Origin of the sequence: Alkalihalobacillus phoenicis (assembly GCF_047302405.1) — a bacterium.
Taxonomy (GTDB): domain Bacteria; phylum Bacillota; class Bacilli; order Bacillales; family Bacillaceae_D; genus Alkalihalobacillus.
In genome coordinates, this window is sequence record NZ_CP154853.1 from 3,693,366 (window position 1) to 3,717,982 (window position 24,617).

At 38.0% G+C, this 24,617-nt stretch carries 23 protein-coding genes; 6 read left to right on the plus strand and 17 right to left on the minus strand.

The window, feature by feature from the left end:
* Positions 1-70 precede the first annotated feature (70 nt).
* The 3 genes from map to AA0017_RS17345 all read right to left on the minus strand — a co-directional run bounded on the left by map (position 71) and on the right by AA0017_RS17345 (position 3,948).
* A complete protein-coding gene (gene map, locus AA0017_RS17335) occupies positions 71-817 on the minus strand; it encodes a type I methionyl aminopeptidase (RefSeq protein WP_413376473.1) in 747 nt (248 codons plus the stop codon).
* 1,081 nt (positions 818-1,898) lie between these two features.
* The gene (locus AA0017_RS17340) at positions 1,899-3,425 is read right to left on the minus strand and encodes a PH domain-containing protein (protein WP_413376475.1); all 1,527 of its coding nucleotides are present in this window, start codon (positions 3,423-3,425) and stop codon (positions 1,899-1,901) included.
* On the minus strand, positions 3,412-3,948 hold the full coding sequence (locus tag AA0017_RS17345; protein WP_413376477.1) for a PH domain-containing protein: 537 nt from the start codon (positions 3,946-3,948) through the stop codon (positions 3,412-3,414). The genes AA0017_RS17340 and AA0017_RS17345 overlap by 14 nt, the downstream gene beginning before the upstream one ends.
* Before the next feature lie 219 nt (positions 3,949-4,167).
* On the opposite strand from AA0017_RS17345, the gene AA0017_RS17350 reads away from it, so the two are divergent.
* Both AA0017_RS17350 and AA0017_RS17355 read left to right on the plus strand, forming a co-directional pair.
* Complete coding sequence (locus AA0017_RS17350) at positions 4,168-5,886, plus strand: DUF2207 domain-containing protein (protein ID WP_413376479.1); 1,719 nt, start codon at positions 4,168-4,170, stop codon at positions 5,884-5,886.
* Between the two features lie 119 nt (positions 5,887-6,005).
* Positions 6,006-7,106 (plus strand): DNA alkylation repair protein, encoded by a 1,101-nt coding sequence (locus AA0017_RS17355; protein WP_413376481.1) that lies wholly within the window; start codon positions 6,006-6,008, stop codon positions 7,104-7,106.
* Positions 7,107-7,625: 519 nt separating this feature from the next.
* Here AA0017_RS17355 and AA0017_RS17360 read toward each other — a convergent pair.
* Together AA0017_RS17360 and AA0017_RS17365 are read right to left on the minus strand one after the other, a co-directional pair.
* The gene (locus AA0017_RS17360; protein ID WP_413376483.1) at positions 7,626-8,312 is read right to left on the minus strand and encodes an N-acetylmuramoyl-L-alanine amidase; all 687 of its coding nucleotides are present in this window, start codon (positions 8,310-8,312) and stop codon (positions 7,626-7,628) included.
* Positions 8,313-8,435: 123 nt separating this feature from the next.
* Complete coding sequence (locus tag AA0017_RS17365) at positions 8,436-8,771, minus strand: hypothetical protein (protein ID WP_413376485.1); 336 nt, start codon at positions 8,769-8,771, stop codon at positions 8,436-8,438.
* 316 nt (positions 8,772-9,087) lie between these two features.
* Here AA0017_RS17365 and AA0017_RS17370 point away from each other — a divergent pair, with 316 nt between their 5' ends.
* The gene (locus tag AA0017_RS17370) at positions 9,088-9,609 is read left to right on the plus strand and encodes a gamma carbonic anhydrase family protein (protein ID WP_413376487.1); all 522 of its coding nucleotides are present in this window, start codon (positions 9,088-9,090) and stop codon (positions 9,607-9,609) included.
* 110 nt (positions 9,610-9,719) lie between these two features.
* On the opposite strand, the gene AA0017_RS17375 is transcribed toward AA0017_RS17370, so the two are convergent.
* Positions 9,720-10,496 carry an enoyl-CoA hydratase-related protein gene (locus AA0017_RS17375; RefSeq protein ID WP_413376489.1) on the minus strand — a complete coding sequence of 259 codons (777 nt, stop codon included), beginning with the start codon at positions 10,494-10,496 and terminating at the stop codon, positions 9,720-9,722.
* 28 nt (positions 10,497-10,524) lie between these two features.
* On the minus strand, positions 10,525-11,727 hold the full coding sequence (locus tag AA0017_RS17380; protein WP_413382679.1) for an acetyl-CoA C-acyltransferase: 1,203 nt from the start codon (positions 11,725-11,727) through the stop codon (positions 10,525-10,527).
* A gap of 399 nt (positions 11,728-12,126) precedes the next feature.
* On the opposite strand from AA0017_RS17380, the gene AA0017_RS17385 reads away from it, so the two are divergent.
* Positions 12,127-12,687, plus strand: a complete 561-nt coding sequence (locus AA0017_RS17385) for a pyridoxamine 5'-phosphate oxidase family protein (protein ID WP_413376491.1) — start codon at positions 12,127-12,129, stop codon at positions 12,685-12,687.
* A 58-nt stretch (positions 12,688-12,745) separates the two neighbouring features.
* Here the strand turns inward: AA0017_RS17385 and AA0017_RS17390 are convergent, their stop codons facing one another.
* Positions 12,746-13,579: a radical SAM protein gene (locus tag AA0017_RS17390; RefSeq protein ID WP_413376493.1), complete on the minus strand. Its 834-nt coding sequence runs from the start codon at positions 13,577-13,579 to the stop codon at positions 12,746-12,748.
* A 165-nt stretch (positions 13,580-13,744) separates the two neighbouring features.
* Between AA0017_RS17390 and AA0017_RS17395 the strand changes: the two genes are divergently transcribed.
* Positions 13,745-14,158: an e9imm peptide gene (locus AA0017_RS17395; RefSeq protein ID WP_413376495.1), complete on the plus strand. Its 414-nt coding sequence runs from the start codon at positions 13,745-13,747 to the stop codon at positions 14,156-14,158.
* Positions 14,159-14,266: 108 nt separating this feature from the next.
* On the opposite strand, the gene clpP is transcribed toward AA0017_RS17395, so the two are convergent.
* Positions 14,267-14,851, minus strand: a complete 585-nt coding sequence (gene clpP / locus AA0017_RS17400) for an ATP-dependent Clp endopeptidase proteolytic subunit ClpP (RefSeq protein ID WP_413376497.1) — start codon at positions 14,849-14,851, stop codon at positions 14,267-14,269.
* Between the two features lie 16 nt (positions 14,852-14,867).
* On the minus strand, positions 14,868-15,581 hold the full coding sequence (locus AA0017_RS17405) for an RNA polymerase sigma factor (RefSeq protein WP_413376499.1): 714 nt from the start codon (positions 15,579-15,581) through the stop codon (positions 14,868-14,870).
* Between the two features lie 897 nt (positions 15,582-16,478).
* Between AA0017_RS17405 and AA0017_RS17410 the strand changes: the two genes are divergently transcribed.
* Positions 16,479-17,687 carry a threonine synthase gene (locus tag AA0017_RS17410; RefSeq protein ID WP_413376501.1) on the plus strand — a complete coding sequence of 403 codons (1,209 nt, stop codon included), beginning with the start codon at positions 16,479-16,481 and terminating at the stop codon, positions 17,685-17,687.
* Positions 17,688-17,793: 106 nt separating this feature from the next.
* Here the strand turns inward: AA0017_RS17410 and tatC are convergent, their stop codons facing one another.
* The 7 genes from tatC to AA0017_RS17445 all read right to left on the minus strand — a co-directional run bounded on the left by tatC (position 17,794) and on the right by AA0017_RS17445 (position 24,570).
* Complete coding sequence (gene tatC / locus AA0017_RS17415) at positions 17,794-18,540, minus strand: twin-arginine translocase subunit TatC (protein ID WP_413376503.1); 747 nt, start codon at positions 18,538-18,540, stop codon at positions 17,794-17,796.
* Between the two features lie 30 nt (positions 18,541-18,570).
* A complete protein-coding gene (tatA, locus tag AA0017_RS17420) occupies positions 18,571-18,777 on the minus strand; it encodes a twin-arginine translocase TatA/TatE family subunit (RefSeq protein ID WP_413376505.1) in 207 nt (68 codons plus the stop codon).
* Positions 18,778-18,793: 16 nt separating this feature from the next.
* Positions 18,794-20,509, minus strand: coding sequence for a GMC family oxidoreductase (locus tag AA0017_RS17425; RefSeq protein WP_413376507.1), 1,716 nt, complete (start codon positions 20,507-20,509; stop codon positions 18,794-18,796).
* 24 nt (positions 20,510-20,533) lie between these two features.
* Positions 20,534-21,304, minus strand: a complete 771-nt coding sequence (locus AA0017_RS17430) for a gluconate 2-dehydrogenase subunit 3 family protein (RefSeq protein WP_413376509.1) — start codon at positions 21,302-21,304, stop codon at positions 20,534-20,536.
* A 181-nt stretch (positions 21,305-21,485) separates the two neighbouring features.
* Positions 21,486-22,823, minus strand: a complete 1,338-nt coding sequence (locus AA0017_RS17435; RefSeq protein ID WP_413376511.1) for a GH1 family beta-glucosidase — start codon at positions 22,821-22,823, stop codon at positions 21,486-21,488.
* 18 nt (positions 22,824-22,841) lie between these two features.
* Positions 22,842-23,672: a carbohydrate ABC transporter permease gene (locus AA0017_RS17440; protein ID WP_413376513.1), complete on the minus strand. Its 831-nt coding sequence runs from the start codon at positions 23,670-23,672 to the stop codon at positions 22,842-22,844.
* 7 nt (positions 23,673-23,679) lie between these two features.
* Positions 23,680-24,570 (minus strand): carbohydrate ABC transporter permease, encoded by an 891-nt coding sequence (locus tag AA0017_RS17445; protein ID WP_413376515.1) that lies wholly within the window; start codon positions 24,568-24,570, stop codon positions 23,680-23,682.
* Between the last annotated feature and the right edge of the window lie 47 nt (positions 24,571-24,617).

Below are 24,617 nucleotides of genomic sequence, written 5' to 3' on the forward strand. Positions count from 1 at the left end.
GCCGACAAAGAACCAGCCATTAATCGTAGCAAATGCGACTCAAATGGCTGGTTCTTTATAATATATTTAACTATTGTTCCGTTAAAATAATGGGACCTTCTTTTGTAATCGCTAAGGTATGCTCGTACTGGGCTGAACGTTTCCCATCTGTTGTTCTTGCTGTCCAGCCGTTGCTATCCATTTTACTTTGCCATTTTCCTACATTCACCATCGGTTCGATTGTGATAACCATTCCTTCTTTTAGACGTAACCCTTTTCCCGGCTGTCCGTAATGAAGAATTTGTGGCTCTTCATGCAAGGTCGGCCCGATTCCATGTCCTGTGAAGTCTCTTACCACTGAAAACCCTTCTGCTTCGACATAGGATTGAATCGCATGACCAATATCTCCAGTCCGATTGCCAACAACCGCTTGCTCAATCGCTAAATCCAATGCCTTTCTTGTTACGTCTAAGAGCTTTTGGTTCTCTTCGGTAATTTCACCGACTGCATAAGTCCAAGCTGAATCAGCTAGAGCTCCATTTAAATTAACGACCATATCAATCGTAACAATATCACCTTTCTTCAGCATTTTTTTGCGAGGAAAGCCATGACAAATCTCATCATTTACAGACGCACAAGTCGCATACTTATAACCTTGATACCCTTTTTGTTCAGGCGTTGCCCCATGCTCCGCTAAATATTTTTCGACAAACTCATCAATTTCCATTGTTGTGATGCCAGGCTGAATGAGTTTAGCAATTTCTTTATGGCAATTAGCGAGTAACTTTCCTGCCTCGTGCATAAGAGCCATTTCTCGTTTTGACTTTAACGTAATCATAACCGATCATCCTTTATAAATTTTTTCATTTTATATAAGTGCCTTCCACTCATTTAAACATCTTCATTTTATCTTTTTCTATCCTAACATAAATTCGAAATCGAAGCCTTAAAAGCCCAACTTTAAGGCTGAACCCACCTATTTTATTAAATAATTATATGGAGTTCAAATAAGAAAGGTTAATGGTAACTTTTAATGCAAAGTGAAGTGTGTACTTTGGTTATTGCTGACCATTAGTAATAGAATCCTCGCTTTTTCTGAATTTCATTACCTATTACTGGCGATTAGTAATGGAATCCTTGCTTTTTCGGTTTTTCATTACCTATTACTCCGAATTAGTAATGGAATCCCCACTTTTCCTAAATTTCATTACCTATTACTTCGGATTCGTAATGGAATACTCTCTTTTCCTAATTTCCATTACCTATTACTCCGAATTAGTAATAAAACCCTCGCTTTTTCTATATTCCATTACCTATTACTCCGAATTAGTAATGGAATCCCCACTTTTCCTAAATTTCATTACCTATTACTTCGAATTGGTAATGGAATTCCCACTTTTCCTAAATTTCATTACCTATTACTCCGGATTGGTAATGGAATTCCCACTTTTCCTAAATTTCATTACCTATTACTTCGAATTAGTAATGGAATTCCCTTATTCGCCATTTTACAGGGCCTATCTTTAGCCATTAGTAATGTCTATGATTCACAAAAGGAGTGGCCACTGAAAAAGTCCCCTGCTTATCCTTGACGAGAAAGCATCCTAGGAAATGAGGTTATTCATTAGAGCGTCAACCATAGCAACAAACGTTTTTTCATGAACCAAAACGGAGCCAGCGCAATACCCGAAGACTCCTGCGGGATAAGTGAAATACGGGAGACCCCGCAGCGAGCGAGGAGGCTCCCGATTCACCCGCGGAACGCGTAGGGTATGGAGCTGGCGGAGTAGACTAACTAATGTTACTACATTTTAGAATGTAGATCGTTTTTTAGTGACCTTACCAAAGGCTCTTATCAAAGTTCAAACAAAAAAGACTTCCCAAAGTCATTTTTGGAAAGTCCCACTACTTACTTTGGTTTACTCTGATTGAATCGGGCATTGTTCTATCTCAACTTGCTTTTTTAGCCTTTTTTGATACCAATCATAATACTCATATGCCTCCTCAAGGGGAACATCTTGAATCGATGAAAAATGAACTGGTGTTCCGCGTGTTGCAATTGTAAGTGTAGATAGACCAAATAACTTTTGCAATTTGGATTGAGAAATTCCCACCTCTTCAATCTTTTTCTTTTCAGCAATCACCATTTCAACAGAAAAGGCACCTGACCTCATTTGTATAAAGGGATGGAACAGCCCATGTCCACTATGACGATAATCAATATATCTTAAGAAAATAATTAGCACTAACAATATCGGTGATAAATACCAACGTTCGATCCAGAAATAAAACAACACAGCACTTGCAATCAACCAAAAGTAACTCGGTCTCATTAACTTAACAAATAAAGCTTGCTTCGGTAACTTCCTCATTCCTTCTTCTATCTTAAAAGTAGGAAGCACTTCCGGTAGCATGGCTCTGGCTCGTTTTTCTGAGATAAATGGAAATAACATCGTTGATTCTACCTTTTCATCTCCATATGCACCGGCACAGACGAGCTCCACCCCGACAATACCAAACCAGCGCCGCAAAAAGGTTTTCGTAAATTTAACTGCTTGGACTTTATTTTTAGCGATCGTCCACTCCGTTTGAGACAGTACCCCTTTTTTTACAAATATTCGTTCCTCATTTGTCTCAACTTGATAATTTCCGTACGTTAAAAAAGTCGTAATTAAACCGAAGAGCAGAGAAATTACAAGTAACACTAAAATGGCAAATAAAATAAAGGTCCACGTTTGACTAATAAATTGATAAGCTTCACTTACATACTCATCAATCGACAAAACATCACTTAACTGAGCTAAAAAACCAAATAAAATCGGGACTAAAGCTAAGACGCTCATCGACGTAAAGGCCGCAAACACTATTTCTTTTGGTCTAATTTGATAGTGGAGCTTCTTGTCATCCTGCAAAATAGGCTCCTCAGACCATTCATCGCTTCTTTCGTCTACGTGAACTTCTTTCTGCTTTTCACGATATGTGGCAATATAATCTTTCACCCATAAGGCATCTTCACGTTTGATACATTCAAGCTTAATTGAAGAGTCACTTGAACTTGCCGCTGTATCCAAGGTAACCGTCGTTAAACCAAACGGACGCTGCAAAAAATGCGTATTCATTTGCACACCTTGAATTCTTTCCAATTGAACAAATCTTTTCTTACGAATAAATCGTCCTTCATTTACTCTTAATTCATCACCACTAAAACTATATCTAAAATTTATCCATTTAAAAATTAACGAAATGAGCATATACAAGAAAATTAACCCCACTCCAATTTGAGCAATTCGGGTAAACATAGAGGGTTCCCCCGCGTTCACAAAAAAGAAAAGGATAATCGGGATTAACAATTCTTTAATCGATTTTAAGATAGAAAACGGAATCCACAGAGGATGCAAACGCTGGCCTTGATTTGTTTGTCCTTGAGAGGGTTCATCTCTCCTCATCGTGATTCAACTCCTCTTCTTCCCACTCTTGCTCGGATTCCCCAAGATCAGCAAATGAAGCAATTTTTCCACGTAACGCCTGAGCTGTTTGCTCTGGAATCGCTGGAATTTCATGAGTAGAAGCGGTTGTCCCAACTGTTAATGTTGATAGATGGTAATACCTTAACAATGGACCTTGATTTGTATTTACATATTGCACTTTCACCATCGGAATGATGTAGTGTCGTTTCGTAAACACTCCAAATTTTAATTGAATAAAATCCTCGTCGACTTCATAACGCCACGTTCGTTGCAGCAATGTCGGTCTAATAAACACAGCAAAAATACCATATAACACATCAATCACTAATAAACCAATTGCAACATAACCAATCCAATCAAACCATTCAAAGTATTGCTGTAAAAAAAGAATAACAGCTAACACGAGAATGCTAATAATATGCTGGACCAAAGCTGAAATTCTCCAAACCTTGACCGCATCAGGTGAGATCTTTTGACTTGGGTCTTGAATACGTTCTAACATCTGCTCTCCTCTTTCTCAAATAAAATTCTTTCTTTCATACGATAACAAACTCCCAAAAGTTACATATTTTTTTGAAAAACTTCCCAAACTATGAACATCAATCACATTATAGCATAGCTCTTTTTAACGATTAAAGGGGACGTCTTTTTAAGTGCAGATGAAACTTTTTGGTTGCTTAAATCGTATAGTTATTATGAAACACAAAGGACGGTGACATAAATGCGCAGAAATTGGTTGCTATTATTATTAATCCCCTTGCTCATGATAATCTTTCCAACAAGTGCTTTAGCCATTGATTTTACGATTACAGATAGTCATATCGATGTCTACTTACAGGAAAACGGTGAAGTTTATGTAGAAGAAACGTTTATATATGAATTTGATGATGATTTTAATGGAATGATACGTCAGCTTATTCCTGCCAAAGAAACGACCATTGCTAATTTTGAAGCCTTCGAGGGGGAACGACCTTTAACAGTTGAACAAGACGCTAGTCAATATCGAATCTATCGTAGTGGCGAGCACGAAACAGTTACTTTCACTTTAACTTATACGATCATCGGTGCTGTAGATGTTTATGCGGATTTGGCGACATTTGCATGGGCGTTTTTTGATGAACATAACGAGACACCTTACACTAATTTTACCATCTCTGTTTACCCACCTAATGAGACAAGCGATGTACTTGCTTACGGAACAGATAAAGCATTTGAAAAAGAAACCATTCAAACAAATGGTTCGGTCCTATTTGAATTAGGTACAATTGATGCAAATGAAGACGGTAGTGTATACGTTGCCTTTGATTCAGCTCTTTTTCCATCAGCTTCTGCAACCTCTTCAAACACAGTGAGAGAAGACTTTCTAAATGAAAAAGAGGCCTTAATGATCGCAGCGGAAAAAAAGAAAGAGAGCCAAGAAAACCTCTTTGCTTTTTCCAGCTATTATTTACCGATTATGATAGCGATCGCGATTAGCTTACTTCTTTATGCGTACATTATTAAAAAGAAAACCATAAACGAGATGCATGTGCAGTACGCCCAAACAAAGGAACATCCGAAAGAAGTTTTAAGTTTACCAGCAACGATCTACTTTACGAACTATAGTCAGCTCCCTCCTGAAGCGATTGCGGCTACATTATTAGACCTAGTTCGAAAAGGGGCCGTGCGCGAGGAAAAAGAAGGACAATTTACTCTGATTCAGACGGAAGACTTATTAAAACAAGAAAAAGCCTTTGTCGATTGGCTATTTAAAACAATCGGTAATGGGGAAACCTTCGCTCTTTCCGAGATGGATTCCTATTCAAAAAACACTAAAAACCGTGAATCGTTTATGAAGGATTATCAAAATTGGATAAAAGCCGTAAAAGAAGAAACAAAAGTACATCCATTAATTGATTCCAAAAGTAAGACACGAATTTTTTCTCTTATTGTCGGTCTTAGCACCTTGCCATTATTAGTCATGTTTCCGATGAACGGGATGGCATTAGCTTTTATCATCACATTATTTCTCTCGCTTTACTTTATCTTCTTTAGTATCTTTTATTCAGCAAAAACCGTCCTTGGCGAGGAAATTGTCTATGAGTGGAAGCAATTCCAGGAACAATTTTTGCAAACTCCGCAAGAACAGTGGTCAGATTGGGAGCCCGATAAGCTCAAACAAGCGATTATTTATAACCTTGGGACCAAAAATAAAAAATTTATGAAAACAAATGATAAGCTCGTCGAAACGTTCAAAAATCAAGGAACTACTACTGCAACTTCTAACACACTTTATAGCCATGGCGACATTCTTGCTTACGCTTACCTCGGGGCAATGATCTCCCAAACGACCCGACGTTCTAGTGATGCATTGAATGTTGATAGTAGTGGTGGAAGCAGTTCTTATACTGGGGGCGGTTCAGGAGCTGGCGGTAGTGGGGGCGGTAATGGCGCCTTTTAAAAGAAAACGATATTCTTAACTGCTCGAGAAAAAATTCTCGAGCTTTTTTCTATCCTATTTGCTTAATACGAATATACGTTCTATAATAAAACGAATGACATTAACTAAAAGGAGTAACTATGGAACCTTTAAAGAACCTTTATACGAAGGAGTATTTAGCTCCTTTTACAAAGCAACTAAAATCCATTTATCCTGATTTTTCCGAGCAAACTTTTTATGATTTTGTTTTTGATTCAAATTGGAACGAGCTTGAATTAAAACAAAGAATCAGGCAGATCTCAAAAGCAATTGATCATACAACCCCCTCATACGCAGACGCCATCAATTATTTAATGGAAATAGCCCCTTCATGTAAAGGCTTTGGTTATTTGTTTTTCCCTGACTTTGTTGAAGTGTATGGTTTAAATAATTGGGATTTATCTGTTCAAGCCTTAAAAGCCTTTACTCCTTACTCAAGTTCAGAGTTTGCAGTACGTCCTTATATTGAGCAAAGACCAGAGGAAATGCTCGAGGTGATGGCCAAATGGGCATTGGATGAAAATGAACACGTCCGTAGGCTTGCCAGTGAAGGAGCTAGACCAAGACTTCCTTGGGCTAAACCGTTACATCAGCTAAAAGCCGATCCGACACCAGTGCTGCCGATTTTAACGGGATTAAAAGAGGATGAGAGTCTCTATGTCCGCAAAAGCGTAGCGAATCATTTAAATGACATTTCAAAGGATCATCCGGAACTAGTAAAGAAACTGGCTAAAGAATGGTACGGTCACAATGAGCGAACCGATTGGATTTTAAAGCATGGCTGCCGAACGTTACTAAAAAAAGCAGACCCAAACATCCTTACCCTTTTTGGTTTCCATTTGAGCAACGATATTGAAGTAACTGATTTTTTTGTACCTAATGATGTTCATATTGGTGAAATTCTTCCGTTTTCATTCAATGTTAACAACCATTCCGAGCACCCTATAAAATTAAGAATTGAATTTGCTATCGATTTTGTTAAAAAGACTGGCAAGAGCTCCCGTAAACTATTTCAGTTAACCGAAAAAAGCTTCAAACCCGGGAAGCATAAATATACCCGCAAACATTCCTTTAAAGACCTTTCGACGAGAAAACATTATCCAGGTAAACATCGCTTAACTCTATTTGTAAACGGTGCTGAAATTGGAACACATTCTTTTGATGTGCATAGAGAAAAAGAAACGAGCCAGCAAATTACTTAGTTAATTTGCTGGCTCTCACTCTGTTTAAATAGACCACTAATTGTCATTATCAATCTATGAGCCTCTTGTTTTTCGTACCCTAAATTTGCATTTACGTGAGTTTCATTACATATCTCCGGTTTTTCGCACCCTAATTCTTACCAAACTCCTTTTTCGTTACCTATCCTCTATTATTCGTACCCTAATCCTCACCATTCTCAAGTTTCATTACTTATTCTCTGTTATTCGCACCCTAACCCTCGCCAAACTGTTTTTTCATTACCTATCCTCTACTATTCGCACTCTAATCTTGTCATTCGGCATTTTTCATTACTTATCCATTCGCAACGTAATTCTCAACAAACTCATTTTTTATTACCAATTCGTTCAGCTTCACAACCTCACAACAACAAAACAAAAAGCTAGCAACTTATATTAAGCTGCCAGCTTTTTGTACTTTACTAAGTGAAACTAAAAGAGGAAACACTTGTTTAAAACTATCAAAAAAGGATAGTGGCGGTTCTACCCTAAATCACTAGTCTAAAACTGAATTTGTTCCCACTCAAATAAAGAACCTGGGTCAAATTTCCGTTCTGGTGCGTATTCATCATGTCCAATTAAGTGGATTCGATCGCGCTTAATCTCAGAATTTCTTTGATAAATATCGGCTAATAATTCATTCAATGAACGATATTGAGACATCGTAAAACCAATCGTTTCAGGAGAGAGTTGCTCATATTGTTCATCTGTCATTATCGAAACCATTTCTTCCTTTGTCCCAATTCCTAATAGCTCAATCCCAATTGAATATTCATTAAGTTGATTCTCATATTCAGGATAAGCCTCCAACGTTCCTTGTCCCGCATGAAAGGCGACTCGGTCTTCTGGAACTAACATATACACATCCCCATCTCGATCAATCATATAATGAGCAGATACTTCATACTCAATAAACAACTGATAAATTTCGTCCAAATCATAAGGGTTGGCTGTATTTCTTGAGGCGTTATTCGTGAAATGAAGCATAATATGAGTAATCTCTTCCACCCGTTCTTTTGAATGTTCTACCGGTAGAAACCAATCTATCACCTGAGCTTGATATTCCCATACTTCAGCTGCAACCGTCGCAGGGGATGCTTCTATTTGAACCTCTACTACTTCTTGGTTTGAACACGCTATTAAACTAGTAACAGAAAATAAAAGTGTAATAATATAGAAGTTTCTCATGACAAATCTCCTAATCATAAGCTTTATAACTTATATCGGAGTTTGTAGATGATACTTTATACCCAATTCACTTAGTTGGCAGAAAATATTCACTTAGCTTCGCGTGTTCTTCCATTAAGGTTGCTAGACTGAAGGTGAAACTCGTTTACAGCAAACCCAACCGTTATTGCCATTATCATTGTCATTATCGGATTCATCAGCTACAGGAGTACATTCGACATAATCAATGTTTAGAGCACGAAACGCTCCACTACTTTCTTTTTCTTTATATTTAAAAGATAACTCTGTACAGTCAAGATTAGGTCGTTTACCACCTTGAACACCTAATACCTTCGACATATTTGCTCCAAGAACATTACTATTCCCTTTTGGGTGATACTGCCTTGTAAATGGATCAAACTCTACACGAATCGGCTCATTATCCCACTTACTGCCACTGCCATAATGATTTTTACACATCATTTTTCCCCCTCTATATTAATATTTCATCGATAGAAATAATCTACCGATGTACTAGCAATATATGTGAGATTCTATAAAGCGGCAGGGGATTTCCCCCTCGTCACTTGTGGAATTTAGCAGAAATAGTTTAGTACCTTAGATATTGTCTTCAAAAAGAGGTTGATACCTAGTGTACATACCTCATACCGATTTAAATATTCATAGTTCATAACTTCATAAGCAAAAAAGGATGAAATTAGTATAGGAAATAACAACGTTCGTCTTAAAAATGTTATATTAAGATTGTCTTATAAAATAGTTTAGGAGGGTTATTATGATTTATCGTTACCGTGGAACAAAACCAACAATTGATGAAAGCGCTTTTATTGCTCCGGGTTGCCATGTGATTGGTGATGTCACAATTGGAAAAGAATCTAGTATTTGGTTCAATACAGTTATTAGAGGAGACGAAGCCCCCATCCGTATTGGTGATCGATGTAATATTCAAGAAAATAGTACGGTTCATAATTACGAAGGTTTTCCAACGATTTTAGAAGACGAGGTTTCAATTGGTCATAATGTTATCCTTCATGGATGCACGATTCGGACCGGTGCTCTTATTGGGATGGGAGCGACCGTATTGGATGGAGCTGAGATTGGAGAATCAGCTTTTATTGGAGCAAATGCCCTCATTCCACCAGGCAAGAAAATCCCGCCTCGTACGATGGTGATGGGATCACCTGGGAAAGTCGTACGTGAGCTCACCGACAAAGATTTAGAAGTCATTAGAATGACGATCGATACGTATAAAGATAAAGGAAAAGAATATAAAGCTGAATTAGAATCCGAAAATTAATAAAATATGTACTTTTGACTCTAAACAAAATGGCTCTGAGAACTTATTCCTCAAAGCCATTTTGAAATTTTGATAGGGCAAATTCAGCTAAATTGTTCAGCAAAAATTGATTATTCTCCTTTAAAATTCGGTTTCCTTTTTTCAATAAAGGCCTCCAAGGCTTCCATTCGATCTTTAGTTGGGATAATCACTTCATAAGCTTTTTCTTCGAGAGCTAAACCAGACTGTAAGCTAACTTCACTGCCATGTAAAATCGCATATTTTGCTTGTTGAACAGCTATAGGGCCGTTTGCAGTAATGGCACTGGCTAGCTCCTCACAAGTTGTAATCAGCTGAGAACTTTCAGCAACCCCATTTAGAATACCTAAAGCATATGCCTCTTTTGCTTCAATTTTTTTAGCTGTTAAAATGAGTTCCATCGCTTTTGATGGACCGATTAATCTTGATAGCCGTTGAGTACCCCCAGCTCCTGGGATAATGGCCCAGCTCACTTCTGTTAAGCCGATTTTCGCAGCTGGAACCGCATAACGAAAATCGCAAGCAAGAGCTAACTCAAAGCCTCCACCAAGAGCATAACCATTAATCCCGGCGATCGTTGGTTGTGGCAGAGCCGCGATCGCTGAAAAAACATCTCGAATTGCTTTCACATTACGTTTAACTTCTGTTTGATTTAATGTCTTTCTTTCTTTTAGATCAGCCCCGGCACTAAAAGCCCTTTCCCCCGCACCTGTAAAAATGACAACACGAACTTCTTTATTAATATGAAGCCCCTCTACAATCTTCTGCAACTGTACGAGAGTTTCATAGTCAAAACAATTTAACGCTTCTGGCCGGTTTATTGTTACATAAGCTATTTGATTTTTCTCTTCATAAAGCACTTTTCCCATAAAAGCATACGCTCCTTTCTAAACTCATTTAATCGATGTTTTCGACAATCGTTGCAATCCCTTGGCCGACTCCGATACACATCGTCGCCAGTCCATTTTGAACATGACGTTTTTTCATTTCATAAATTAAAGACGTTAAAATACGGGCTCCACTCGCTCCCAATGGGTGACCATAAGCAATTGCTCCTCCGTTCACATTAACTATCTCTTGGTCAAGCTCAAGCTGCTTGATACATTCTAATGATTGAGATGCAAAGGCTTCATTTAATTCTACTAACCCCAAATCTTGGATCGTTAGACGAGCACGACTTAATGCTTTTCTCGTCGCATAGATTGGACCAACACCCATAATTCTTGGTTCAATTCCCGCAACAGCGGAGGCTTTATATTTCACTAAAGGTTTCAGTCCGAGCTCCTTTGCCTTTTCTGCACTCATCATTAATAAGGCGGCGGCTCCATCATTAACCCCTGATGCGTTCCCGGCAGTAACCGTCCCATCACGAAAAAGTGGTTTTAAGGTGCCTAACTTTTCTAAGCTCGTTTCTGGTCTTGGATGTTCATCTTGATGAATAACCGTTACATTTCCTTTACGGTCTTTGATCGAAACAGGTACGATTTCATTCGCAAACTTACCTTCCTCCATTGCTTGTTTAGCTCTTTGTTGGCTTTGGTAAGCAAAGGCATCTTGCTCTTTGCGACTAATGTTAAATTGCTCAGCGACATTTTCCGCCGTTTGCGGCATAGAGTCTGTCCCATACATTTCATCTAGGGCAGGGTTAATAAATCTCCATCCAATAGTCGTATCATACATCGTCATATTGCCACGGGGGTAATCGCTTTCAGACTTCCCAGTGACAAATGGAGCACGAGTCATACTCTCTGTACCTCCTGCAATGAAAACATCCCCATCTCCTACTGCAATCGAACGGGCCGCATAATTGACTGCATCTAAGCCAGAACCGCACAGACGGTTTAATGTCGTTCCACCTACTTCCACCGGTAAGCCAGCTAATAGTGCAGACATTCTGGCAACATTTCGATTATCTTCACCTGCCCCATTGGCATTCCCAAAAATCACCTCTTCAATCTCATTTGGATTTAACTCGGGGTTCCTTTCTACTAACGCTTTAATCACGATCGCCCCTAAATCATCAGGACGGACATTTTTAAGCCCTCCCTTATATCGCCCAATCGGCGTCCTAACTGCATCGACAATGACTACCTCTTTCACCATTTCTTACTCCCCCTTTTTAATCAATCCTTTTATGTAATAGTCCCTTCTTTTTAATTAGTGTATTTTATACGAACGTTTTAAATACACTAACATTTAAAAAAAGATTATTTGAGTTTGAATTTCTCCTTATTTCTCTCTATTAATTTCTTTCTACACCTTTTATATAATTCCTGCATCATTCTACCTTTTCCGATGAATTACTTTTCTTCTTACCACAATATCATTATGAAATAAATTACGTTCGTAGTGATATACGTAATGAATTTCGTGTTTTGAGACGACTGTAACCAATCTCGATTCCCGTAGCACACAAAATAAAATTTCTCTTACAAAGGGATTTCACTTTAAAAAAAGAATATGTTTCTGTATAAATTTTTTTAAAAGGATGATGAGAATATGGCGAAGAATTTTCCACATTTATTACCTCCCCATCAAGATTTTATAAAAAAACAAAAGCTATTTTTTGTCGCCTCCGCTCCTACCGATCCAAAAGGACATGTCAATGTATCTCCTAAAGGTTACAATTCCTTTTGTATTTTATCTGAATCAGAAGTGGCTTATATGGATTTAACGGGTAGTGGCAATGAAACTAGTGCTCATCTTAATGAAAACGGTCGGCTGACGATCATGTTCATTGCATTTGAAGGAGCTCCAATGATTTTAAGATTATACGGAAAAGGAGAAACCATTTTACCGACTTCACCGGACTGGGAGACCTTATCAACAAATTTTGACCTCTTACATGGGGCGAGGCAAATCATTAAATTGAAAATCGAACTAGTTAAAACTTCTTGTGGATTTGGAGTCCCATTTTATGGATATGAAGGAGACAGAGAAACTTTAGTCAAATGGGCCGATCAAAAAGGAGAGGATGGATTAATCAAATATCGAAAAGAGAAAAATCAAAAAAGCATCGATGGACTAATGACACCGTTAGGGGAAGCCGATTTGGAGTGATAAACACTCCAATAATCGTAAACAAAGTGCAAATTTTCTTAATTGAGTTTATCATCCTTTATACAAATGGTTTAAAACCGTCTTGACTAAGGTAAATGCACTCTTCACTAAAAGCATTCTTCATCTTTTTCAAAACTTCTTTGTGTAGTTCTTTCTGATACCAAATATTAAGCTCGTCCTCTTGGTAAAGCTCCTTCACTTTCAACAGCTCCGTTCTTCTTCCACCACTACCATCACCACTTACATAATCATCTAAAACAATTTGCTCCACTAACGAGGCCAGTTTTTCTGGAAATTGTTCACTAAATGGCAGGATAGGTGAAACGGCTACTTGAATCGGTAATTGGTTTGCTTTTAATTCTTCTAACGCCTTCATTCGGGCTTGGATCGGTGGAGCACTCGGTGTGAAACGTTTGCGAACGGCTTCTTGATCAGTCTCGATCGTCATACTAATTCTAAACCTTCCCTTTAACTGTTTATAAAGATCGATGTCTCTCGTAATAAGTGGGCTTCTCGTTTGAATAAATAAAAAATCAGGTGGTTCTTCAACCATCCCCTCTAACAGACGTCTCGTGACCTCTTGTGTATATTCAGTTGGCTGATATGGGTCGGTACTAGACGACATAAAAATCGTCACTCCCTTACCTCTTTTTCTTAGATTTACAATTTCTCTTTTAATTTTCTCTTTAGAAACCTCCTTAATATCAACCCATGTCCCCCATTCTTGACCACGAAAAACCCCAACTGGACTCTTTCGCACATAACAATAAGAGCAAGCAAAAGAACAACCAACATAAGGGTTTAGAGTATGGGTATAATTCTTTAGAAAACCAGATGCCGGAGTTAGTATTTTTTTAGGTTGACGGATAGTTTCTTCATAATGTTTTGCCATCTCTTTACCACCTTTTTATCACTATTGTACAATTCTAACGATATCAAACCTAACTTTTTCTTTTTGAAAAAAGGGATCTTAAAAAATGGGATAGAACCATCCATATACACTGTAACTTTGGAAGTGATTTATGTTAATTAAGATAAAGGAAAGGATGAATTCGAAATGAGTAGGAGAATCAACAAAAAACAAATTTTAAAACTAGCCAAAGAGATTGGGTATCGGCAAAAAGCAGCTCAACCGTATGAAGATTTAATGAAAGAGTTTCAAACAAAAGTACCTTATCCAAATGCAGAAGTGTTGTTTTTGACTGACAATACTCCAGAAAACATTGTCAAAAGGGCAATGTCCTACAAACAGATAAAATCCGGTGAGCTATCAAGAACTGAGTTAATTGAATTAGTTGAGAAGATTATAAACAACCTTAGTGTTGGTGAACATCAGATGGACTTTTGGATTGAAACATTAACAGAGGCAGTGCTGGATCCTAAAATAACTGATTATATTTTCTGGGAAGATGGCTTAACCTCAGAAGAAATAGTCGATAAAGCTCTGGCCTATAAGCCGATTAAACTTTAACTTTAATTTTTTTAACCTAGATAAAGAAACCATTAGACTCGAAAATGGTTTCTTTATCTTAAAATATATTCTTTCATTTAAGCAATCTTATTAACCGATATTACAAAATCATTTCGCTTCAATAATTTTATCCACGATTCCGTACGTTAAAGCTTCATTCGCCGTCATAAAATAATCTCTATCGCTGTCTTGCTCTATTTTCTCAAGAGGTTGCCCGGTTCTTTCCGCGATAATTTCGTTCATCTGCTGTTTTGCTCTTAATATACGTCTTGCTGAGATTTCGATATCGGTAGCTTGCCCTTGTGCCCCACCGCTCGGCTGATGGATCATGACTTCCGAATTTGGAAGGGCATACCGTTTTCCTTTTTGTCCGGCAATGAGTAAAAAAGCCCCCATTGAAGCTGCCATTCCCGTACAAATCGTACTGACATTTGGTTTAATATATTGCATCGTATCATATATCGCCATCCCTGCTGTTATCGAACCTCCTGGGCTATTGATATATAAGGAAATGTCCTTATCTTGATTATCAGAAGCGAGAAATAAGAGCTGGGCGACAACACTGTTAGCCACCTGATCATCAATTGCCGATCCAAGAAATACGATACGATCCTTTAACAAACGTGAGTAAATATCATAGCCTCTTTCACCTGATTGAGTTTGCTCTATTACATGTGGAATATAAGAACTCATCTTTGTCCCTCCTAAATTAAGCCGCTAATAATGTAGGTTCTTGCTGGTCTCGTAGCTGTGGTTTCGCTTGAAACATACGCTTGTGCTGTTGATGATTGTGAACCATTTGTAAATAACTTTCTTCTTCTGTTCCTAACAATACAATGGAGGCTAAATCCTGTGTCCGTACAGCCTCTAATAGTGCTTGAACTCTTAGAGCCGATGTTTTTCTTTGAACGGCTTCCTTTTTTGAAAGTTTATCAAGTCTTTTTCTCGCCCGATGTAGGGCAGATTTAATTGCTCCTTCACTCGTTTGAAACATGTCAGAAACTTCAGCGAGCGTACACTGAAAGACATCAACCAAAAGAATTAATGCTTGTTGCCTATTCGTTAATTCGTACGCTAATTTTTCTAAAGCAGCTTCTACTTCCATATAATCGACTTTTTCTGTTTGTTTGATTTGCGTAAGATCTACATTATGCTCCACCTCTATTTTTCGCTTTCGCCAACTATCAATCCAAGTATGTGAGGCAATTTTTGCTAAATAAGCATAGGTTAATTCTTTATCGTTAAGCGATTTTAATACTTTGACGAGTGTATTTTGCAATAATTCTTCCGCATCCCATTTTGAATTCGTTAACCGCAAACAATATTGAAAGAGGTTTGGGTATAGTAATTGAATTTTTCGTTCAAATTCTTCTATTTTCCCTGTACTGTTTTCTTCCTCCATTTTAAGCCAAGCTTTCGCCATTTCATTACCTCCTTTCTTTTATCCCCTTACTGTAATAAACGAAAAAGGATAACGATTAGATACGGCTAAGTAAGAAAAAACTGTGGTTTAATTTAAACTCAAAAACACAGCTTTATTTCTCTATTTATAGTTAACAACAATTTGACAAACAGTTTAACCATTTCCTCAATCATCGGAGTACGTTCTTCTTTAATATTTATTTCTTTATGCAAACACGTTTCCATATTTCTCATCAACCAATCGGTATCGTCTTTTTATTTTACTACATATTCAATCTAGCTACTTCCGTTAGAAGCTCGAGAAAAATCGGTCGTCTTTATGAAGACAAAAAGCGTCTTCAACAGCCGCTCTGTATTTTTTCTCGCTTCTGACCAAACGGATTTCGCTTTTTATTCAATCTAGCTACTTCCGTTAGAAGCTCGAGAAAAATCGCCACCACACTTTAGGAAGGTCACCAAAAAGTAGGGCTCATACTTCTGATTAAGAAAATCAATCAAAATGTGTTCATTATTATTTGGACCTATCGTTTTTAGTTAACCAAAACGGAGCCAGCGGAATACCCGGAGACTCCTGCGGGATTTGTGAGGAACGGGAGACCCCGCAGTTTAACGAGGAGGCTCCCGACTCACCCGCGGAACGCGTAGGGTATGCAGCTGGCGGAGTGCACCAACTACACTTTTTCTCGCTTCTGACCAAACAGGCTTCGCTTTTTATCAATCTAGCTACGCCTGTTAGAAGCTCCATTCTTATTCATTGACAAACCTTACCCTTCCTATTAGCATAAGGTTAACTCTTTACTGGGATGCTTTTTTTATAAATATGTGATATCCATACTTTATTCTACTTATTACCCTAAAACAAATAGTAAGAATTTTCTTTATATAAAGGAGGTACCTTATGAGTTTCAGTTATGTTTCACACCTGTTTTGTCCAAAATGTGCTCATACCTTTTCTGTCGATGAGCCAAAAAATTTATGCGTTTGCGGTTCTCCTCTACTTGTTAGTTATGATTACACTAAATTAAAAGATTCACTTACCAAAGATGACCTATTAGAAAGGGAACCAAATCTGTGGCGTTATCACGAGCTACTGCCCGTTAAATCTGCGGAGAATATCGTTAGTCTTGGTGAAGGGATGACTCCATTAATAAAAATGGACAAGCTTGGTGAGAAATACGGTCTAACAAATCTTTGGATGAAGGATGAAGGTCTTATTCCAACAGGTTCCTTTAAAGCACGTGGTTCAGCTGTTGGAGTTTCCAAAGCTAAAGAGTTAGGAATTCAAGAAATTGCGATGCCTACAAACGGTAATGCCGGAGCAGCCTGGTCTCTCTATGCAGCAAGAGCTGGTATTAAAAGTCATGTAGTCATGCCACTCGACGCCCCTCTTATTACCCGTAGCGAGGTATTTATCTCTGGAGCCAGCCTTTATTTAATTGATGGCGTGATAAGCGATGCCGGAAAAGTCGTCGCCAACTCTGTTCAAGGAAAAGACTGGTTTGATGTCTCCACTCTTAAGGAGCCTTACCGTATTGAAGGGAAGAAAACGATGGGCTTAGAAATGGCCGAGCAACTGAATTGGGAGCTTCCCGATGTTATCGTTTACCCAACCGGTGGTGGAGTTGGATTAATTGGAATTTACAAAGCTATAAAAGAGTTAATGGAACTTGGTTGGGTCAAAAAGGATAAATTCCCACGACTAGTTGCTACCCAAGCCACTGGCTGTGCCCCCATCGTTAAAGCGTTTGAAGAAAATAAGAGGGAAGCTGAATTTTGGCCAGACTCTCAAACAGCTGCCTTTGGAATTAACGTGCCAAAAGCACTTGGTGATTTTCTTATTCTCGAAGCGATTTATGAGACAAATGGAACAGCCGTTGCAATTAATGATGAAGAAATTTTAGCTGAACAAAACCAAATTGCCAAACTTGAAGGAGCTTTCGTTTGTCCTGAGGGGGCCGCTACTTTTGCAACAGTGAAAAAACTAACCTCTTCCGGTTGGATCAAACCCGATGAAAAAGTAATATGCTTAAACACCGGCATGGGCATCAAATACCCAGAAACCGTTCATATTCTTGCTCCAACTATAGAAAAGGAAGAACGAATTTAAAAAGGTACTGAGGTCAGACGTACCCCTAACCATAATAAGGCCACTCAAAAGTTTATTTAACCTTTTGAGTGGCCTTGTTGGATTTACTAACTTAAATTTAAATTCCTTATTCCACAACCAATGTTTTCTCATTTTCCATTGCTCGCATCCGCTTCTTATACATCACTTTTGATAAAATAACGCCTATTTCATATAGCAACATTAACGGGACTAACACGATTAGTTGTGAGATAAAATCTGGTGGTGTAATGAGAGCCGAAACGACAGCCATCAAAACATAACCGTACTTCCTTACTTCTTTTAGTTTATCAGGTGTCACGACCCCAATCGCTGTTAAAAACATCATCAACAATGGAACTTCAAATAAGAAACCTAACGGAATCGTTGTCATCATCAAAAAAGAGAAATACTCCTTGGCCGTAATCATTATTTCAAAGTTTTTTACTCCTAACCCCATTAAAAAGGAGTAGACGGTTGGGAAAATGACTAGTACCCCAAAGGATAACCCTAAAATAAAACTAATAAATAAACTTGGAATAAAGGTTAAAGCGGTTTTGCTCTCTTGCTCCGTTAACGCTGGTTTGGCAAATTTCCATATTTGATAACCGATAAAAGGAGCGGAAAGCCCGAGGCTAAGACTTCCAGCAATCCCTGTATAAAATCGAATCACATCTAAAGGTCCGAGCATCACTAGTTTATGATCATTTGTAATGAAAGGGATTACCTTATTGATATACAATAAAATCCCAATAAAACACAGTACGAAGAAAATAGCCGAATAAAGAACTGCCTTCCGTAAATCTGTTAAATGTTCAACAAGTGATTGCTGAGCTTCAACTTGTTCACCCCGCATAAAATCATCCCTTTTTTTATCTTGTTCCAGCTACTGATTTTCCTTTGTATCTTTCTCTTTATTCATTTCTGTTGATGAACTGTCATCAGACATAATACTGTTAGCTGAACGTTTGAATTCAGATAAAGTTTGTCCGAACGCCGCCCCGATTTCTGGTAACTTTTTAGGCCCAAAGATAATTAATGTAATCACTAAAATGATTATTAAACCCGGTATTCCGATATTAGGAATCCCCATCTTATTTCCTCCTTTTTTAAACTAAGTTTCCGCCCTCTTCACGGTATTTCAACATTCCCTCCACTGCACGATAGGCCAGTGCACCAACGGTCCCTGTTGGATTATACCCACTATTATGTGCAAAAGCGGATGCTCCTACTACAAAGACATTTTCTGCATCCCACATTTGCAAATAATTATTGACCGCTGATGTATCCGGATCATCCCCCATAATAACCCCTCCTGTATTATGGGTCGTTTGATAAGGGACGATATCATAGTTTTCTAAATTCGATCTTTCAGAAATTTGGGATGCTCCCATCTCCAGCATAATTTCATCCAATCTTTCACCAATATAATGATAAAGATTACGATCTTGCTCCGTGAAGTTATATGTCATCCGTAATAACGGCAATCCATATGCATCCTTATAAGTAGGATCTAAGTCTAAATAGTTTTCACGAACAGGCATCGAGGCTCCTTGTGCAGAAATACTGATCGATCTAGTGTAATAATTAATCGATAATTCTTTAAACTCACTTCCCCAGCTACGAGTACCTGCTGGGACATTGTTCGAAGCAATCGGCCTTGCTCCTGTTTGCGTACAGGCGATGTTTCCGCCATGAATGAAATCCAAATCTGCATGGTCAAAATTATCACCATTAAAATCATCAATACAAGCCCCTAATGCACCAGCTCCCATGAAGGTATTAAACCTTTCTTCATCAAAAAAACCAGTTACACCAGGCAATAATTGATAACAATAATTTTTACCAATCACTCCTGCTCCTGTTTCCGGATTATAAGGACGTCCTAAATTCGAAGTAAGCAGCAGTCTTGTATTGGTCATCACATAACCCGACAATATGACGATATCTGCTGGTTGAATGAATTCCTCTTTCGTTTTCACATCAATGTATCGAACCCCAGTTGCCTTTCCACCTTCATGTATAACCTCTGTCACATTAGCAAAATGACGAATTTCAAAATTCCCTGTCTCTTTAGCAAAAGGAATGACCGCTACTGTCGGGTCCCCTTTCGCTCCATACTCACATCCAAAACGTTCACAATACCCACAATATTGGCAAGCAGATAAAGTAGCCCCATATTGATTTTCATATGTTTGGCTCATATTCGATGAAGGCACATGGAATGGATGATAGCCTAAATTTTCGGTCGCTTGTTTAAATTTCGCTGTAATCGGTGTTTCTTTCATGGGAGGATTGGGATACTCATCCATTCTTTCTGGACCTATAGGATTTGCTTCACCACTAATACCTGCCGCCTTTTCAAATTCATAAAAATACGGTTCAAGCTCCTCGTAGGTAATGCCCCAATCTTGTAGCTGTAAGTTTAATTGATTGACTTTCTCTTCCCCATATTTTTCAATCGTTTGGGTCCGAATTTGAAAATCATAGGGCAAAAACCGATACGTCTGCCCATTCCAGTGAACACCTGAACCACCTGAACCTTCCCCTAATAAGAAAGAACCCATTTGTCGCATTGGCAAGGCTCGTTCATCTAAATCATGTCTAAAGGTGATTGTCTCCTTTGACAAGTCCTGCATTAGATCATAACGAATCGCATAACGTAGTTCATCATGGACAACATAATAATCTTTTAATCCTCTTTCTTTTCCTCTTTCTAAACCGACAACTTCTACTCCAGCTTTCGCTAACTCAGCAGCAATGATACTACCCGTCCAACCCATCCCAACAATAACTGCCTCTTTTTTCGGTAACTCTGTCGCCATTTACTAAAGCCTCCTCTAACTTAATTAATGATGGTCTGTATAATTACGCAAACTGTTAGGTTCAATCTCAATAAATTCCTCAGATTCAATTTGATTTAAAAAACTCATTTGATGACCTGGGAACCCTTTCATTCTCCATCCTTGCATATTCTTATTTCCACCATAGGCTGGATCTGCGTATACACCTTCTAGTGTAGCTGCTCTTAGTAATCTAAAAAATGTGGTCGAAGTGACACCATGCATTTCCACTTCTCCATCTGCAAACTGACTCAACACGTCATCTTTTTGTTCATCATCTAAATCGACAAACTTAGCTCCGTCATAGTGAGTATGACTGTATGTTTCAATTGCGGTAATGCCCTCATCAAAAACCTCATGTCTCAACAAAGCGGTTTGATACCCTTGGAATTCTGAACCAGGGTAAAACGGACCTTGCATATATTCTTTTGCATTGTATCCCCACGCCCCAGCAAGCTGATGGTCAATAAAAAAAGGAACGCCTAAGCTAATCGCACCTGGCCCATTTTGATCTTCTGGAAAAATTCGTTCACAAGCGGCTTCAAGTACAGCAAACCTTTCCATGTTTGAAAAATAAAGAGGGGCTTGTTGAAAATTAATAACCTTCCCTGTTTGGGCACCACCCGTTTCAGGATTAACCGCTTGCTCTCCGGTTCTCGTATTGGCACCAATTAATCCACCAATCACTCCACCACCGACTAAACCTCCCGCAACTAATCCTGAATTACGAATAAAACGTCTCCTTGACATCGTAGATTTCGGTTCTTTCCCTTCCAAATTTAATCACTCCTTCCAGTAAATAAATGTATGACTTGTTTTCAATCTCCCCTACATTTGGCATTTTATGTAGATATTTTCCTTCTATATTTTTCCACAACTAAAAAAAGTGTACGAGAAGGGATTTCCTTCTCGTACACTTTTATTTTTTAGGCTATTGAGACAAACCTCGTTCAAACATTTATATTAATGAACGCCTTTTTACGATGTCTTTATAACGTAAGGCACTGTCCTTCCAATATCGATTTTGCGTTTCAAAGTCAACATAAATAATCCCAAAACGCTTCTCATAACCAAACGCCCACTCAAAATTATCGAATAAAGACCAAAGATAGTACCCCGCGATATTCATTCCCTCATCATTTAATTCTTGAACCGCCATTAAGTGTTGCTCTATATAATTGGTACGCTCTCTATCATGAACACGTCCGTCAGACTCGAGAACATCATCATAGGCAGCCCCATTTTCCGTAATATAAATTGGTAAGTCTGTATACTCTTTTCTTAATCGGCCAATAAGTTCTTTAAACTCTTTAGGTGAAACATCCCACCCCATTCCTGTTTTTTTGAAATCTGAAAAAGCAGAAGAGGATAAGGTTGTGGATAAACTATTATACTCGACTAACTCGCGAGCGTAATAATTAATGCCGAAAAAGTCACAATCAATAGAAATGGTCTCTAAATCTCCTTCTTGAATAAATTGAAAATCATGCACATGTTTAGAGAATAAATTGACCATATCTAGTGGGTAAGCACCTTTAAAGAGTGGATCTAAAAACCACCGATTTGTGTAGCCATCCGCATTATTAGCAGCTATTCGATCGTTAAATGTATCAGATGCTGGATAGACCGGGGCCAAATTAAGGGTAATCCCAATTGGAGTTTCCAGCTCAAGTTTATTTTTAAACACCTTCACTGCCTCTCCATGTGAGAGTAAAATATGATGAGCTGCCTTTAATCCTTCTTCTATATTTGTATGTCCAGGGGCATGAACTCCTAAATGATAACTTAAAAAACTAGCACACCAAGGCTCATTATGAGTGATCCAAGTAAAAACATATTCATCTAATTCCTCAAAACATTTCATTGCATACTCCAAAAACCAAGCGACAGATTCTCTATTCACCCAGCCACCTTTATCTTGTGCCCACATTGGTAAATCCCAATGATATAAAGTCGCGACTGGTTTAATCCCAGCCTCGCATAATTTTTTTAACAATGATTTATAAAAATTCATTCCTTCTTCATTGTACAATCCTTGTTCAGGAAAGATTCTTGGCCAAGCGATGGAAAAACGATAAGAGTCAACCCCAAGTTCTTTAATAAGATTTATATCCTCTTCATAACGATAATAGTGTTCACAAGCTCGATCACCCGTATCCCCATTTAATACCTTTCCTCTTTTTCTCGAAAATGTATCCCAAATGGATAGAGTTCGCCCTCCTTCATTAAAGGCCCCCTCAATTTGATAGGAGGAAGTCGCGGTTCCAAAAATAAAGTTCTTTTCAAATTGTGACAATTGTAAACACCTCTTCTATTATTCTTTAACAGCTCCTGCTGAAATACTACTAATAATGTATTTTGATAGAAATAGAAATGCGATCATAATAGGTACAACAGATATGGCAATTCCTAAGTACATAGCCCCTAAATTTTGAGCCACTTGTGAACCCCTTAAAGCTCCCATCATAACAGGCAAAGTATATTTTTCTGGGCTGAATAACACAACAAGTGGAAGAATGTAATTATTCCACGAACCAATAAAAGTAAAGATGGCCATTGTCGCAATAGCAGGCATCATTATTGGCATCGCAATTCGATGAAAAATATGCAGTTCACTTGCTCCATCAATTCGTGCGGCTTCAATTAGAGATATGTGCAATGTTGAAACAAGAAATTGCCTCATGAAGAAGACAACAAATGGTGCGGCAATAGAGGGTACAATTAATGGAACATAGGAATCTAAGAATCCCATTGTTTTGATTAAATCATAGAATCCGATTAATCCTAATTGGCCTGGAACCATCATTAAAACTAATATTGTGATAAAGAGGACGTTTTTCCCTTTAAAATTATAAATAGCAAAACCATAAGCCGTTAGTGCGGAGAAATAAGAATTCAAAATCGTCACACTGACAGCCACAATCAAACTATTCGAAAAACCTCTCCAAACATTCATATAACTTAAAAGCAAATCATAATTTTCCTTTAATGCTCCACTAGGTATTAGCGTAAATCCTTGCTGCAATATTTCCCCGTTCGTTCTCGTCGCATTAATAATCATCATATAAAAAGGGATGAGACTTATAATCGCAAGCAATATTAATGCGGCATAAATCACACCTTTTACGACTACTTGTTTTGTCATTTATTTCTCACCCCTTCTTTGTACTATTACGATACATGGATTTAAATGTAACAAACGAGAAAAAGACCGTTATCACAAATAATCCATATGCGACCGCTGCAGCGTACCCAAAATTGTTGTAACGGAAAGCTTGATTATACAAATATAAAACCATCGTATTCAGTGACCCCTCTGGTGAGCCTAATCCATCGGTAATAAGCATTGGCAGGTCAAAGATTTGTAATCCACCAATTAAAGAGGTAATCAAAACGTAGAGCAAGATGGGTTTCAGTAAAGGAATCGTGATATTCGTAAACGTTTGGAAACGATTAGCACCATCAATAAGAGCAGATTCATAATAATCTTTTGAAATACCTGAAATACCTGCCATCAAAATAATAAATGTATGACCAAACCACATCCATGCACCGATTAAGGCAACTGACCATCTTGCTGTCGTTGGATTATTAAGCCAATTAATCGGTTCAGATATAATGCCTAACTGAAGCAATAAATGATTGATTGTACCATGATGCCATCCAAGTAAAATCCCAAATAAGAGGGCAACAGAAGCTATCGTAATCAAATTAGGTAAATAAAAGACGGCTCTAAATAATCCTAATCCTCTCAACTTTAAACGAATATCCGAAAACAAAATGGCAAGTAATAAAGCGATAATAATCTGAAAGAAAAAGTTAATTCCCCAAATATAGATCGTATTAAAAAAGGCTTGGACAAAATACGTATCCGTAAACAACCTTAAATAATTAGCAATTCCAATAAATTCGGGTGTACCCATACCAGAATAATTCGTAAAACTATAATAAAAAGTTAGAACAATAGGGTAGATACTAAACGTCGCAAAAACAAGAAAGAATGGTAATATAAACAAATACCCATAGTAGTCAATTCTTTTCATATAAACACCTTCTCCGTTCTTATTTAAGCTGATGCTTGAATAAGAAG

What these genes read in the sequence shown, in the direction of transcription:
- map (WP_413376473.1), bottom strand. Translation starts at nt 817, where the DNA reads ATGATTACGTTAAAGTCAAAACGAGAAATGGCTCTTATGCACGAGGCA.
- AA0017_RS17340 (WP_413376475.1), bottom strand. Translation starts at nt 3,425, where the DNA reads ATGAGGAGAGATGAACCCTCTCAAGGACAAACAAATCAAGGCCAGCGT.
- AA0017_RS17345 (WP_413376477.1), bottom strand. Translation starts at nt 3,948, where the DNA reads ATGTTAGAACGTATTCAAGACCCAAGTCAAAAGATCTCACCTGATGCG.
- AA0017_RS17350 (WP_413376479.1), top strand. Translation starts at nt 4,168, where the DNA reads ATGCGCAGAAATTGGTTGCTATTATTATTAATCCCCTTGCTCATGATA.
- AA0017_RS17355 (WP_413376481.1), top strand. Translation starts at nt 6,006, where the DNA reads ATGGAACCTTTAAAGAACCTTTATACGAAGGAGTATTTAGCTCCTTTT.
- AA0017_RS17360 (WP_413376483.1), bottom strand. Translation starts at nt 8,312, where the DNA reads ATGAGAAACTTCTATATTATTACACTTTTATTTTCTGTTACTAGTTTA.
- AA0017_RS17365 (WP_413376485.1), bottom strand. Translation starts at nt 8,771, where the DNA reads ATGTGTAAAAATCATTATGGCAGTGGCAGTAAGTGGGATAATGAGCCG.
- AA0017_RS17370 (WP_413376487.1), top strand. Translation starts at nt 9,088, where the DNA reads ATGATTTATCGTTACCGTGGAACAAAACCAACAATTGATGAAAGCGCT.
- AA0017_RS17375 (WP_413376489.1), bottom strand. Translation starts at nt 10,496, where the DNA reads ATGGGAAAAGTGCTTTATGAAGAGAAAAATCAAATAGCTTATGTAACA.
- AA0017_RS17385 (WP_413376491.1), top strand. Translation starts at nt 12,127, where the DNA reads ATGGCGAAGAATTTTCCACATTTATTACCTCCCCATCAAGATTTTATA.
- AA0017_RS17390 (WP_413376493.1), bottom strand. Translation starts at nt 13,579, where the DNA reads ATGGCAAAACATTATGAAGAAACTATCCGTCAACCTAAAAAAATACTA.
- AA0017_RS17395 (WP_413376495.1), top strand. Translation starts at nt 13,745, where the DNA reads ATGAGTAGGAGAATCAACAAAAAACAAATTTTAAAACTAGCCAAAGAG.
- clpP (WP_413376497.1), bottom strand. Translation starts at nt 14,851, where the DNA reads ATGAGTTCTTATATTCCACATGTAATAGAGCAAACTCAATCAGGTGAA.
- AA0017_RS17405 (WP_413376499.1), bottom strand. Translation starts at nt 15,581, where the DNA reads ATGGCGAAAGCTTGGCTTAAAATGGAGGAAGAAAACAGTACAGGGAAA.
- AA0017_RS17410 (WP_413376501.1), top strand. Translation starts at nt 16,479, where the DNA reads ATGAGTTTCAGTTATGTTTCACACCTGTTTTGTCCAAAATGTGCTCAT.
- tatC (WP_413376503.1), bottom strand. Translation starts at nt 18,540, where the DNA reads ATGCGGGGTGAACAAGTTGAAGCTCAGCAATCACTTGTTGAACATTTA.
- tatA (WP_413376505.1), bottom strand. Translation starts at nt 18,777, where the DNA reads ATGGGGATTCCTAATATCGGAATACCGGGTTTAATAATCATTTTAGTG.
- AA0017_RS17425 (WP_413376507.1), bottom strand. Translation starts at nt 20,509, where the DNA reads ATGGCGACAGAGTTACCGAAAAAAGAGGCAGTTATTGTTGGGATGGGT.
- AA0017_RS17440 (WP_413376513.1), bottom strand. Translation starts at nt 23,672, where the DNA reads ATGACAAAACAAGTAGTCGTAAAAGGTGTGATTTATGCCGCATTAATA.
- AA0017_RS17445 (WP_413376515.1), bottom strand. Translation starts at nt 24,570, where the DNA reads ATGAAAAGAATTGACTACTATGGGTATTTGTTTATATTACCATTCTTT.